The organism is Sulfitobacter sp. M368 (assembly GCF_025141875.1).
Taxonomy (GTDB): Bacteria; Pseudomonadota; Alphaproteobacteria; order Rhodobacterales; family Rhodobacteraceae; genus Sulfitobacter; species Sulfitobacter mediterraneus_A.
Map to the genome: position 1 here is coordinate 2,342,050 of NZ_CP081113.1, position 11,769 is coordinate 2,353,818.

Sequence of the window (11,769 nt, forward strand, 5' to 3'; positions counted from 1 at the left end):
CAACTGACCTGACAATGCAACATGATTTATCCCCCGGCGCGGGGGGCAGCGGCAAATAGCACCGCGCTTGCGCCCTGCCCGTCCCAGATCATAGACTGTGAGATATTGACGCAGTTTTTTGATCAAGGACACTCCATTGAGCAACGCCCCCACTCGCCCGGCGCAGCGCACCACCCTGCGCAACTTGCGCATGTTCAGCGGCCTTTACCTGCTGGCCTATGTGACCTGTCATTTGCTGAACCTGTGCCTTGGCATTCTGTCGGTGGATGCGATGGATGCTGCGCGCCCCTATCTTTCGGGTGTCTGGACCAATGGCGCGGCCTCCTATGTCACGCTGACGATGCTGCTATTGCATTATTTTGTCGGGCTGTGGTCGATTTACCAAAGGCCAAGTATCTCCGGCACTGTCCAGGATCTGGTGCAAGCCTTGTCGGGGCTTACGGTTCTGCCCTTACTCGCCACCCATGCGATTGGCGTGTCGATGTTGCAGCAATCGGGCGTTTTGGTGGATTATGTCCTGATCAACCGGATTTTCTGGCTCAGCAATCCGGGCATCGGATTGACGCAGGTGGTTCTGTTGTCGGTCGTTTGGGTACATGGCTGTGCGGGCCTGTTCATGTGGCTGCGCGCCAAGCGGGCGGCAGCGGGGTATTTGCCCTGGCTTTACCCAATGGCCGTGGCAGTGCCGGTTCTGGCGTTGATCGGGTTTGCGCAGGCCGGGCGGATCGTGCTGGCCGAGGGCGCGGGGCCGGAATTGATCCGCGATCCGGCTTTTGTGGCACCGATCCCCTTCGGCCTGATCAAGACTGTCACAAACTGGGTGATCTGGGTGTCTGCTGGGCTGGCTGCGCTGGTGCTCGCGGGGCGCGGTTTGCGCAACTGGCTGGCGCAGAATGTGCGGGTCACAGTGACCACCCAAGATATCGGGCGGATTGCCCCCTTGACGGGTCAAAGCCTTCTGGACGGGTTTCGCCGCGCCGATCAGCCCCATGCCAACCTGTGTTCCGGGCGCGGGCGCTGCGGCACCTGCGCGGTGCGCATTCTCGATGTGGCAGGCAATCCGCCGCCACCGCCCACCCCGCTGGAGCAGATGACGCTGGACCGTATCAACAAGGGCGATGACGTGCGGCTGGCCTGCCAACTGCCGCTTGAGCATGGCACCGAATTGACCGTCGCACGGGTGTTTCCGCCGGATTTCAGTTTTGACAGCCCCCGCGTGGCAGAACCGGCGCGACATACCGATGAGGTGCCTGCATGATGATCCGCCTGATCCGCGCCGTTTCGCTGTGTTTGGGCCTGTCCTTGGCGGCCGTCCCCGCCACCGCGCAAGATACCAGTGCTGCGCCCGTTGATGCCCCTTCCGCCAATGATCTGCACGAATTCACCCGACTGCTGGCCGATCCGCGCATTCAAGGCTGGCTGACCGCTCAGGCGGACACCACCGAAGTGATCGCCGAGGACAACGGCGCAACCTTTCGCGAAGAGGCCGAGGCTGTTCTGACCGGCATACGGGCGCGGATTGGCGATCTGGGGCAGGCATGGCGCGCTTTCCCATCTGCCCCGGCCTATATTCTTGAGCGCTGGCAAACCAAGGTCACCCCCGCACAACAGGTGCGCGGCCTGACCTTTGTGATGATTTTTCTGTTTGTGGGCGCGGGGCTGGAATGGCTTTACCGGCAATACACCAATCCGGTCAAACTGCGCATCGAATTGCAACATGTCAGCACCGTGCGCGAACGGGTGACGGCGGCAACCTTGCGGTCGTTGATCACCTTGACCGGTTTGGCGATCTTTGCGGTTGGCAGCATTGGCACCTTTGCCGCCTTTTCATGGCCGCCGACATTGGAAACCTTGGTGCTTAACCTCTTGGTTGTGGTGTTTGGCGTGCGGGCAATCCGGGCGGTACTGGTGTTGTTTCTGGCCCCCTCGGTCGAGGAGTTGCGGTTGCTGCCGCTGTCCAATCCGGTGGCCAAATTCCTGTCCAAACTGCTCCTTTGTCTGGCCGGGTTCTTCGTGCTCGCCGCATCTATGGCAGATGTCTTTGGGCGCATCACCGGCAGCGGCGGTCAGACGCCGCAAGCCTTGGGCGTGAGCCTTGCGCTGGCTACTTTGGCGCTGGTTCTGACCCTGGCCGCGGTGATCTATGGTTTTCACAAGATCGGGGCAATCCTCGCCCTGCCCCGCAGCCGCACACAGCGGCTTTGGCGGGTCTATCTGTGCGTGCTGGCGGTTCTGGTCTACGCCGCGCTTTTGCTTGATCTGCCCCCCTTGATGTGGAGCTTTGCACTGCTTGGTCTATTGGTGCCCGGTCTGCGGTTGCTGCGGCTTTGGGTGGATGACAGTTTTGACCGCGCCAAAGCTGAGGTGATCCGCATCGAAGCGCCCAACCCTGATGCCGCGCCGCAAGACAGAGGCGATCTGGCTGAACCCGCCCAGGAAGAACCGGCCGAAGAGACAGACGCGCCCCTGCCCGATCATCCTTACGAAAGCTATCGCCCGCTGGCGCAGCGGTTGGTGCGTTTTGTGGCGCTGTTTGCGGTCGGGATCATTCTGGCGTTGGTCTGGGACTTGCGGGTCTTTGAACGTGCGGCAACGCCGACATTCTCGGGCCGCGCCCTGCGGGTGCTGATCGACAGCGCGGTGGCGCTTTTGCTGGCGGATCTGGTCTGGGTCTGGGCCAGTTCGGCCATTGACCGCAGGTTGGCCGCCTACCGCCCGCCCGAACCGGGAACAGCGCCGGGGCCAGAGGCGCGGATGGCCACCTTGCTGCCGTTGCTGCGGGTCACATTGATGGTCACTTTGCTGGTGATGGTGGCGATGTCTGTGCTGTCCTCGCTGGGCGTTAACATCGCGCCGATTCTCGCAGGTGCGGGCGTGTTGGGCATCGCCATCGGATTTGGTGCGCAGTCACTGGTCAAGGATGTGGTCTCGGGGATCTTTTTCCTTGTCGATGATGCGTTCCGGGTTGGCGAATATGTCGAAATTGACCAGCTCCGCGGCACGGTGGAGAAAATCTCGATCCGGTCCCTGCAGATCCGCCATCACAGAGGCGCGGTTCATACCCTGCCCTTTGGCGAATTGCGTCATCTGACCAACCATTCGCGTGATTGGGTGATCATGAAGCTGGAATTCCGCGTGCCCTTCGAGACCGACCTGAAACTGGTCAAGAAGCTGATCAAAAAGATTGGCGCGGAGATGCTCGAGAACGAATTCTACGGTCACAGCATTATCGAAACGCTCAAGTCCCAAGGTGTGCGGCGGATGGAAGAGTTTAACATGGTTGTTGGCGTCAAGTTCATGACCCGCCCTGGCGAGCAATGGCTGGTGCGGCGCGATGCCTACCAGATGGTGCGCGATGCCTTTGAAGCCAACGGCATCCGCATGGCCGAGCGAAACGTCAAGGTCGAAGTGGCCGGATCTGACAACATGACCGAAGAGGAACGCACGGCGGTCGCAGCCGCCGCACAGCAAGCCACTGAAACCCAACTTGGCCCCAAGGCGCCGATCCCGGATGAGCCGTGATCGCCCTGTGATGCCTGCTCCCTTTGTGATGAGGGCGAGAATGACGCACCGATGAGGCTTTGCTTGTGGCTGTCTTGATGTTAGAACTATTAGACTTTTAGCGAACGAAAGACCTCCTTATGACTCTGGCGCAATCCAGCTCGGATTTCATGGCCTGTTCAGATTGCAACATTCGCAATCGTGCTGTTTGCGCGACCTGCGAGCCGCATGAGTTAAGCCGGCTTGAAGATATCAAGTATTACCGGACCTTTGATGCGGGCCAGTCGATCATGTTTGAGGGCGACGAGATGCATTTCGTCGCATCCGTTGTGTCAGGTGCGGCAACGCTTTCTCGTACCCTGCCGGATGGGCGTATCCAAATGGTTGGTTTGCTGTTGCCCTCCGATTTCATTGGCCGTCCGGGACGGGATGCCGTGGCCTATGACGTGGTCGCGATCCAAAAGGTGACCCTGTGCTGTTTCCGGCGCAAACCTTTTGAAAACATGATCAAAGATACGCCACATATCGGACAGCGCCTGCTGGCGATGACGCTGGATGAATTGGAAGTTGCCCGCGAGTGGATGATGCTTTTGGGCCGCAAGACCGCGCGGGAAAAGATCACCTGTCTGCTGTCCTTGATTGGCCGGCGCACCGCGTCGTTGCATATGCAGAAACTTCAAGATGGCCTGTCGTTTGAAATGCCGATGTCGCGTGAGGCAATGGCTAATTATCTGGGCCTGACCATCGAAACCGTCAGCCGCCAGATGACTGCCCTCCGCAAGGATGGCATTATCGAGCTGGGCGGCACCCGCACCATCACCATCCCCGATCTGGCTGGTTTGATGGCCGAAACCGGGGACGATACCGATGGGATGATGCTGACCTGATACGTCAGTGCGCGAGGAACACCGGCAAAGCCGCGCTTTCCAGCATATGCCGTGTCGTGCCGCCAAACAGCGCCTGCCGCAGCCGTGAGTGGCCGTAGGCGCCCATCACCACCAGTTCACAGCCCAACTCCTGCGCACGGCGTTCGATGGTCTGCGAAACCGTGTCATCGGTGCGCGACAACACCATCACCTCGCATTTGACATCATGGCGGGCCAGAAACTGAGCAAAGGCGCCACCGGGGTCTGACCGGTCTGGCGAATCCTTGGCTGGATCGACAATGGCGACATAAACACTGCTGGCGCGGCGCAGCAGCGGCAGCGCCAGACGCGCGGCCCGCAGTGCGGTTGCGCTTTCGTCCCATGCGACCATGACCTTTTTCGCGGGGGCCAGCATTTCATGCTTTTCGGGCAGCAGCAAAAGCGGGCAATCCCCGTCAAACAGAACCGTTTCCGCCGTTTGCGCCACATGGGCCGCCGCAACCCTGTCAGAGGACCGTTGCTGAATCACCAGATCGCTGAACCGGATATGCCGGGTGATGTCATTGCTGCGCGACGAGGTCAACGACGACACCTCATCCACATCCCAGCGGATATCTTCCTTTGCCAGCTCCTGCTGGGCAACCTCGGCCAGTTCTCTGGCCCGGAGCATCCCGTCTTCGAGGCTGGCCGAGATCGGCACCGCGTCCAAGGCCCCCTGCACCACACCGGGCTGATCCAGACCTGTGCCCAATGCCAGAACCTGAAGATGCGCATCACAGGTACGGGCAAAACTTGCCGCGGCCTCGATCTGCGATACGGCTGTTTCCTTGTCAGTCAGAACAGTGGTGACAGTCTGAATGGACATGCTGTTTCTCCTTTTATTTCCCAAGCAGCCTGCATGTCGCATTGACCCCTGTCTTTGATATCGCCCAAAAAGAAAACGAGCGGCATTTGACACAGATCAAAGAACATCTGCGGGCCAAGATGCAAATGCTGCTCTACGACGCAAACCGCGCCTTCCCGCTCCTCGGGGTTGGTGGCGGACAGAGGGGACAGAAAATGACGTCTGATTATTTCAAACTTATCATATTGGGGCTGATTACGATCTTTGCAGCCCTTGCAGCCGATTGGGGCCGCGATCTGGCTTATCAGATCCATGCGCTGATCATCATGGTTGTGGCCGCCGGGATGTTCATCTGGGTGCTTCGGCGCACAGACGAGCCAAACAATGGCGGTATCGACGCAAACGGATACATGGACGACGTGGTGCGGGCCGGCGTTATTGCCACCGGCTTTTGGGGCGTTGTCGGGTTTCTTGCCGGGACGTTCATCGCGTTTCAGCTGGCCTTTCCAGCGCTGAACTTCGAATGGGCACAGCCCTATGCGAACTTCGGGCGTCTGCGTCCCCTTCACACATCAGCGGTGATTTTCGCCTTTGGCGGCAACGCGCTGATCATGTCGTCGTTCTACATTGTGCAGCGCACCTGCGGCACGCGGCTTTGGGGCGGGAACCTGCGTTGGTTCGTGTTCTGGGGCTATCAGCTGTTTATTGTGCTGGCCGCGACCGGCTATCTGCTGGGTGCCACACAATCCAAAGAATATGCAGAACCTGAATGGTATGTGGATATCTGGCTGACCCTGGTTTGGGTGGCGTTCCTGTTCATCTACATGGGCACGCTGATCAAGCGTAAGGAAAAGCACATCTATGTGGCCAACTGGTTCTTGCTGAGCTTTATCATCACCGTGGCGATGCTGCATCTGGTCAACAACCTGTCCGTTCCCGTCAGCATCTGGGGCTCGCGCTCTATTCAGGTGTTCTCGGGTGTGCAGGATGCCATGACCCAGTGGTGGTATGGCCACAACGCGGTTGGGTTCTTCCTGACTGCGGGTTTCCTGGGCATGATGTACTACTTCGTGCCAAAACAGGCCGGCCGTCCGGTGTTCAGCTACAAACTGTCGATCATCCATTTCTGGGCGCTGATCTTCTTGTATATCTGGGCCGGTCCACACCACCTGCATTACACCGCTTTGCCTGACTGGGCCTCGACCCTTGGCATGGTGTTCTCCATCATCCTGTGGATGCCCAGCTGGGGCGGGATGATCAACGGTCTGATGACGCTGAACGGCGCCTGGGACAAGCTGCGCACCGATCCGATCATCCGGATGTTCGTGATCAGCCTTGCGTTCTACGGCATGTCCACATTCGAGGGACCAATGATGTCGATCCGCGCGGTGAACTCTCTGAGCCACTACACTGACTGGACCATCGGTCACGTACACTCCGGCGCACTTGGCTGGAACGGTATGATCACCTTTGCGGCGCTCTACTTCCTGACGCCAAAGCTTTGGGGCCGTGCGCAGATGTACTCCATGTCTGCAATCAACTGGCACTTCTGGCTCGCGACCATCGGTATCGTCCTTTATGCGGCATCCATGTGGGTGACCGGCATCATGGAAGGCCTGATGTGGCGTGAAGTGGATGCACAGGGCTTCCTCGTGAACTCCTTTGCCGACACCGTTGCTGCGAAGTTCCCGATGTACATCGTGCGGGGTCTGGGCGGGGTTCTCTACCTCACCGGTGCGCTGATCATGGTGTGGAACATGTGGATGACCATCCGCGGAGGACAGAAAGTCACTGCCCCCGTTGGTGTGCCAGCTGAGTAAGGAACAAAAACATGTCTGATAATCAAAACACTGCGCCCAAAAAGGGCTTCCTTGCCCGCCATGCGATGATCGAAAGATCGGCCACCTTGCTGATGGTTCTGTCTCTGGCCGTTGTGACCATCGGCGGGATCGTGGAAATCGCACCGCTGTTCTACCTCGAAAACACCATCGAAGAGGTAGACGGGATGCGCCCCTACACCCCGCTGGAGCTGACCGGTCGGGAGATCTATGTCCGCGAAGGCTGTTATGTGTGCCACAGCCAGATGATCCGCCCGATGCGGGACGAAGTGGACCGTTACGGCCATTACTCCCTCGCAGCAGAAAGCATGTATGACCACCCGCACCAGTGGGGGTCCAAGCGAACCGGCCCTGATGTGGCACGGGTCGGCGGCCGTTACTCCGACGGCTGGCATGTGGATCACCTGATGGACCCCCAGTCCGTGGTGCCTGAATCGATCATGCCCAAGTATGCATTTCTTGCGCGTACCCCGATTGATGCGAAATACATCGAAGACCTGATCCGCACCCAACGTTTCGTCGGCGTCCCCTACACCGACGAGATGGTTGAGAATGCGGCGGCGGACTTCCTCGCTCAGGCCGATCCCGACAGCGATTACGACGGTCTGCAGGAGCGCTATCCCAACGCACAGGTCCGCAACTTTGACGGCCAGCCCGGCCTGACGGAGATGGACGCGATGGTGGCGTATTTGCAAATGCTTGGCACGCTGGTCGATTTCTCGACCTTCACGCCTGACGCAAGCCGTTAAGAAAGGAGACCACGATGGAAACCTATTCTTGGATGCGGGAATTCGCGGACAGCTGGATGCTTTTGGCAATGACGCTGTTCTTCCTCGGCGTGATTGTCTGGGCCTTCCGGCCCGGCAGCCGGAAGACCCACCTGGAAACCGCCAACATTCCCTTTCGCAATGACACGACCGGATCTCTGGACGGTGCCGATGGCACCGACCCAAAGGGCGGACACTATCAGATCGGAGACGCGAAATGAGCGCGCAGAACACGAAGAGCGGCAAGAACGATAACGTTGACGACGTCACCGGAATCGAAACCACGGGTCACACATGGGACGGGATCGAGGAGCTGAACAACCCTCTGCCGCGTTGGTGGCTGTGGTGCTTCTATCTGACCATCATCTGGGGCATCGGCTATTCCGTGGCCTATCCGGCATGGCCATTGATCAACGGTGCGACCGAGGGCTTGCTGGGCTATTCCACACGCGGCGAAGTGGCCCGGGACATCGACGGGTTCCGCGAAGCCTCTGCCGCGCGGGACGCTCAACTGGCCAGCGCCGATCTGGACACCCTGCGCGAGAACGAAGATCTGTTCCGCTATGCCGTGTCTTCGGGCGCCTCTGTCTTCCGCAACAATTGTTCACAGTGCCACGGCTCTGGTGCGGCGGGTGCCAAGGGCTACCCCAACCTGCTGGATGACGACTGGCTCTGGGGCGGCTCGATGGAAGATATCGCCTACACTGTCCGCCACGGTATTCGCAACGATGTGGATGATGATGCCCGCTATTCCGAGATGCCCGCCTTTGGTGAGCTGCTGGAAAAAGAGGAAATCACCGCATTGGTCGAACATGTTCGGTCCTTGTCGGGCGAAGAATTTGACGCGGCTGTCGCGGCACCGGGGGCCGAGCTTTACGCGGACAATTGTGCCTCTTGCCACGGCGACGCTGGCCTTGGCGACCGTGATCAGGGTGCGCCAAATCTGGCGGATGCGATCTGGCTTTATGGCGGTGACCGCGAGGCACTGACAGACACCATCACAAATGCCCGGTTCGGCGTGATGCCCCCATGGGGTTCGCGTTTGACAGAGGCACAGGTGCAGGCTGTTTCGGCCTATGTTCACCAGCTTGGCGGCGGCGAAGAACCCGCCAACTGAGACCAAGCCACAAGAGACTTTGCGTTTGCGGTTCTGTTCGCACCAAACCGCGCGCAAAGGAAGGGGTGCCTGAGGAGGGGCACCCCTTTTTTATGTTCGTCCGGTAATGTCGGTGTTGTGCTCTGCGGCCAGCATCGTCCTGAATTGCATCACGGCCTTTGCAGCCAGACCTGCCGCACGAAACACCTCGGCGGCAAAGCTGACCGGCGCTGTACCGGGGGCGGTGATCACGCTGGCGTCGCTTACGGCCGCGGGTTGCGTCAGATAGTGGCCCTGCCCTGAGTAACTTGGTGCATTGTCTGTCAGGAACGCCGGTGCATTGGACGTGTGGGCACAATTGTCCAATAGCCCTGCCCGCGCCAATGCCAAGGTGCCGCCACAGATCCCGGCCACCGTGCCGCCATCTTGATGATGATGGCGCAGCAGCTCTGAGAATTCTGGCGCGTGGTCCGTTTCCCAGATTGTGCCACCGATCACGGCAATCACAAGGGGCCGCAATCGCGCCAGATCAGCCAGGGTATTGTCCACCTCAACCTTCATTCCGCCTTGCGAGGTCAGATAGGCCGCGCCCAGTGTGACATATTGTATCTCAAGCCCGTAGAATGGCCCACCCGTGCCCCCGATCAAAGCATATTCCCAATCGGCAAATCCATCGCAAAGCAGTACCGCAACCTTGTGCATTATTTTGTCCTTTCAATGCGTTAATTGATTTGGGTGTGACAGCCCGATGGATCTGCGTCCAGTAAAGAACCTGCCGTTTCGGCCCCCGCCTGCGGTCTGCTGACGCAGGCTGTCAGGACACTTGACCCAGATCAAAGCAAAGATCACGCTGCGGCTGCATAACTCCGGTGCGAACAGACCCTTATTTGGACCGATTCAAATGACAGATTCCCCTCAGCCACTTTATACCCCCCGTGAACCCATCTTTCCGCGCCGTGTGTCTGGTTTCTTTCGCACGATGAAATGGTGGATCATGGGCATCACCCTTGGCATCTACTATCTGCTGCCGTGGGTGCGTTGGGATCGCGGGCCAAACATGCCCGATCAGGCGGTGCTGGCGGATCTGGCCAACCGGCGGTTCTTCTTCTTCTGGATCGAGATCTGGCCGCATGAGTTCTATTTCGTCGCGGGCTTGCTGATCATGGCGGGGTTGGGGCTTTTCCTGTTCACCTCGGCGCTTGGCCGGGTCTGGTGCGGCTATACCTGCCCGCAGACCGTCTGGACCGATCTGTTCCTGCTGGTCGAACGCTGGATTGAGGGGGACCGCAATGCGCGGATCAGATTGCTCAAGGCGAAATGGGATTTCCGCAAATGGCGGCTTCGGGTCAGCAAATGGATCGTCTGGCTGCTGATCTCTATCGCCACAGGCGGGGCTTGGGTGTTCTATTTCACCGATGCGCCGACCCTGGCAGTGAACCTCTTCACATTGGACGCGCCCTATGTCGCCTATGCCTCCATCGCGGTGCTGACCGCAACCACCTTTATCTTTGGCGGTTTCATGCGCGAACAGGTCTGCATCTACATGTGCCCATGGCCGCGCATCCAGGCCGCGATGATGGACGAAGGCACATTGACCGTAGGCTACCGCGATTGGCGCGGTGAACCGCGTGGCAAGCATCGCAAAGGCGCCCGCGCCGCCGCTGCCGCCCGCACCACAACGGCTTATGCCGAAACCGAAGTGCCCGAAGTGGAAGTCGCGCAGGGCGATTGCATCGACTGCATGGCATGCGTCAACGTTTGCCCCATGGGTATCGACATCCGCGATGGCCAGCAGATGGAATGTATCACCTGCGCCCTGTGTATCGATGCCTGTGATGAGATCATGGACAAGATCGGCAAGCCGCGCGGCTTGATCGATTATCTCGCGCTCGAAGATGTGCCCCCCGCCAAGGAAGAGCCCGAATACCAAAGCTGGAAGCCCAAGCCGGTGTGGCAGCACGTGTTCCGCACCCGCACCATCCTTTACACCACGCTGTGGTCGATTGTCGGTCTGGGTCTGCTTTTTGCGCTGTTCATCCGGTCGGACATTGAACTGACAGTGTCGCCAGTGCGCAACCCGACCTATGTGACCCAATCGGACGGGTCGATCCGCAATATCTATGATGTACGCTTGCGCAACAAATCTGGCGATGACCGCCTGTTCCATTTGTCGCTGACCTCGGAGGAGACACTGCGCATCAACCTTGAAGGCAGCGAGACCCTCAGTGTAGAAGTACCCGCAGACAGCACGATGTTGCAGCGCGTGTACGTCACTGCACGGCGGCAAGATCCGGCGGCCAGCAGCGACCGCACTGACTTGCGGATCTGGGTTGAAGATCTGGACACACAAACCCGCGCCAGCACGGCAACAATCTTTAACGGGAAAGGCTCATGATCATGAAGCGTACAATGAACGGCTGGCATGTCTTCGGCATTTTTGCAGGGTGTTTTGCCGTGATCATCGGGGTGAACCTGACCCTGGCCTTTCAGGCGGTTTCCACCTTTCCGGGGCTTGTCACCAAAAATTCCTACGTGGCCAGTCAAAAGTTTGACGCCGACCGCGCCGCACAAAATGCATTGGCATGGAATGTCACTGCCGAGATCACCGATCAGCAGTTGAGACTGACCGTGCTGAACCGCGACGGCGTCGCCTTTCAACCGGCCGAGGTCAAAGCCACACTGGGCCGCGCAACCCATGTGGCAGAGGATGTGACCCCGGCCTTTGTCTGGGATGGCACGGCGCTGGTGGCTGATGTGGATGTGCCAGCAGGCTATTGGACGCTGTGGCTGAACATGACGGCCGAGGACGGCACCGAATTCCGCCGCCGCATCCCGATCACGGCGCGATAGGAAACGC

Annotated in this window: 11 protein-coding genes; 9 read left to right on the plus strand and 2 right to left on the minus strand. The window is 59.2% G+C overall.

Annotated features, from left to right (window positions below; translation table 11 throughout):
- The first annotated feature begins 136 nt into the window (after window positions 1-136).
- The 3 genes from K3754_RS11755 to fnrL all read left to right on the plus strand — a co-directional run bounded on the left by K3754_RS11755 (window position 137) and on the right by fnrL (window position 4,388).
- The gene (locus tag K3754_RS11755; protein WP_259937478.1) at window positions 137-1,258 is read left to right on the plus strand and encodes a 2Fe-2S iron-sulfur cluster binding domain-containing protein; all 1,122 of its coding nucleotides are present in this window, start codon (window positions 137-139) and stop codon (window positions 1,256-1,258) included.
- Window positions 1,255-3,522 carry a mechanosensitive ion channel family protein gene (locus K3754_RS11760; protein ID WP_259937480.1) on the plus strand — a complete coding sequence of 756 codons (2,268 nt, stop codon included), beginning with the start codon at window positions 1,255-1,257 and terminating at the stop codon, window positions 3,520-3,522. The genes K3754_RS11755 and K3754_RS11760 overlap by 4 nt, the downstream gene beginning before the upstream one ends.
- A gap of 119 nt (window positions 3,523-3,641) precedes the next feature.
- A complete protein-coding gene (fnrL, locus tag K3754_RS11765; RefSeq protein WP_203210887.1) occupies window positions 3,642-4,388 on the plus strand; it encodes a transcriptional regulator FnrL in 747 nt (248 codons plus the stop codon).
- A 4-nt stretch (window positions 4,389-4,392) separates the two neighbouring features.
- Here fnrL and K3754_RS11770 read toward each other — a convergent pair whose 3' ends face one another.
- A complete protein-coding gene (locus K3754_RS11770; protein ID WP_203210886.1) occupies window positions 4,393-5,232 on the minus strand; it encodes a universal stress protein in 840 nt (279 codons plus the stop codon).
- A 194-nt stretch (window positions 5,233-5,426) separates the two neighbouring features.
- Between K3754_RS11770 and ccoN the strand changes: the two genes are divergently transcribed.
- Genes ccoN through ccoP form a run of 4 tightly spaced genes read left to right on the plus strand, consistent with a single transcriptional unit; the run spans window position 5,427 to window position 8,933 of the window.
- On the plus strand, window positions 5,427-7,031 hold the full coding sequence (gene ccoN, locus K3754_RS11775; protein WP_203212106.1) for a cytochrome-c oxidase, cbb3-type subunit I: 1,605 nt from the start codon (window positions 5,427-5,429) through the stop codon (window positions 7,029-7,031).
- 11 nt (window positions 7,032-7,042) lie between these two features.
- Complete coding sequence (gene ccoO, locus K3754_RS11780) at window positions 7,043-7,798, plus strand: cytochrome-c oxidase, cbb3-type subunit II (RefSeq protein ID WP_203210885.1); 756 nt, start codon at window positions 7,043-7,045, stop codon at window positions 7,796-7,798.
- A gap of 14 nt (window positions 7,799-7,812) precedes the next feature.
- Entirely contained in the window at window positions 7,813-8,037 is a 225-nt protein-coding gene (locus tag K3754_RS11785; RefSeq protein ID WP_203210884.1) for a cbb3-type cytochrome c oxidase subunit 3, read from the plus strand.
- Complete coding sequence (gene ccoP, locus K3754_RS11790) at window positions 8,034-8,933, plus strand: cytochrome-c oxidase, cbb3-type subunit III (RefSeq protein WP_203210883.1); 900 nt, start codon at window positions 8,034-8,036, stop codon at window positions 8,931-8,933. Before K3754_RS11785 ends, ccoP begins: the two co-directional genes overlap by 4 nt.
- Window positions 8,934-9,023: 90 nt before the next feature.
- Here ccoP and K3754_RS11795 read toward each other — a convergent pair whose 3' ends face one another.
- On the minus strand, window positions 9,024-9,614 hold the full coding sequence (locus K3754_RS11795; protein WP_259937485.1) for a DJ-1/PfpI family protein: 591 nt from the start codon (window positions 9,612-9,614) through the stop codon (window positions 9,024-9,026).
- 199 nt (window positions 9,615-9,813) lie between these two features.
- On the opposite strand from K3754_RS11795, the gene ccoG reads away from it, so the two are divergent.
- Complete coding sequence (ccoG, locus tag K3754_RS11800) at window positions 9,814-11,307, plus strand: cytochrome c oxidase accessory protein CcoG (protein ID WP_203210881.1); 1,494 nt, start codon at window positions 9,814-9,816, stop codon at window positions 11,305-11,307.
- Window positions 11,308-11,309: 2 nt separating this feature from the next.
- Window positions 11,310-11,762: a FixH family protein gene (locus K3754_RS11805; protein WP_259937488.1), complete on the plus strand. Its 453-nt coding sequence runs from the start codon at window positions 11,310-11,312 to the stop codon at window positions 11,760-11,762.
- Window positions 11,763-11,769 lie beyond the last annotated feature (7 nt).

Coding starts and splice junctions, on each gene's coding strand:
- K3754_RS11770 (WP_203210886.1), bottom strand. CDS start 5,232: ATGTCCATTCAGACTGTCACCACTGTTCTGACTGACAAGGAAACAGCC.
- fnrL (WP_203210887.1), top strand. CDS start 3,642: ATGACTCTGGCGCAATCCAGCTCGGATTTCATGGCCTGTTCAGATTGC.
- ccoN (WP_203212106.1), top strand. CDS start 5,427: ATGACGTCTGATTATTTCAAACTTATCATATTGGGGCTGATTACGATC.
- ccoG (WP_203210881.1), top strand. CDS start 9,814: ATGACAGATTCCCCTCAGCCACTTTATACCCCCCGTGAACCCATCTTT.
- K3754_RS11805 (WP_259937488.1), top strand. CDS start 11,310: ATGAAGCGTACAATGAACGGCTGGCATGTCTTCGGCATTTTTGCAGGG.
- K3754_RS11760 (WP_259937480.1), top strand. CDS start 1,255: ATGATGATCCGCCTGATCCGCGCCGTTTCGCTGTGTTTGGGCCTGTCC.
- K3754_RS11795 (WP_259937485.1), bottom strand. CDS start 9,614: ATGCACAAGGTTGCGGTACTGCTTTGCGATGGATTTGCCGATTGGGAA.
- ccoP (WP_203210883.1), top strand. CDS start 8,034: ATGAGCGCGCAGAACACGAAGAGCGGCAAGAACGATAACGTTGACGAC.
- K3754_RS11785 (WP_203210884.1), top strand. CDS start 7,813: ATGGAAACCTATTCTTGGATGCGGGAATTCGCGGACAGCTGGATGCTT.
- ccoO (WP_203210885.1), top strand. CDS start 7,043: ATGTCTGATAATCAAAACACTGCGCCCAAAAAGGGCTTCCTTGCCCGC.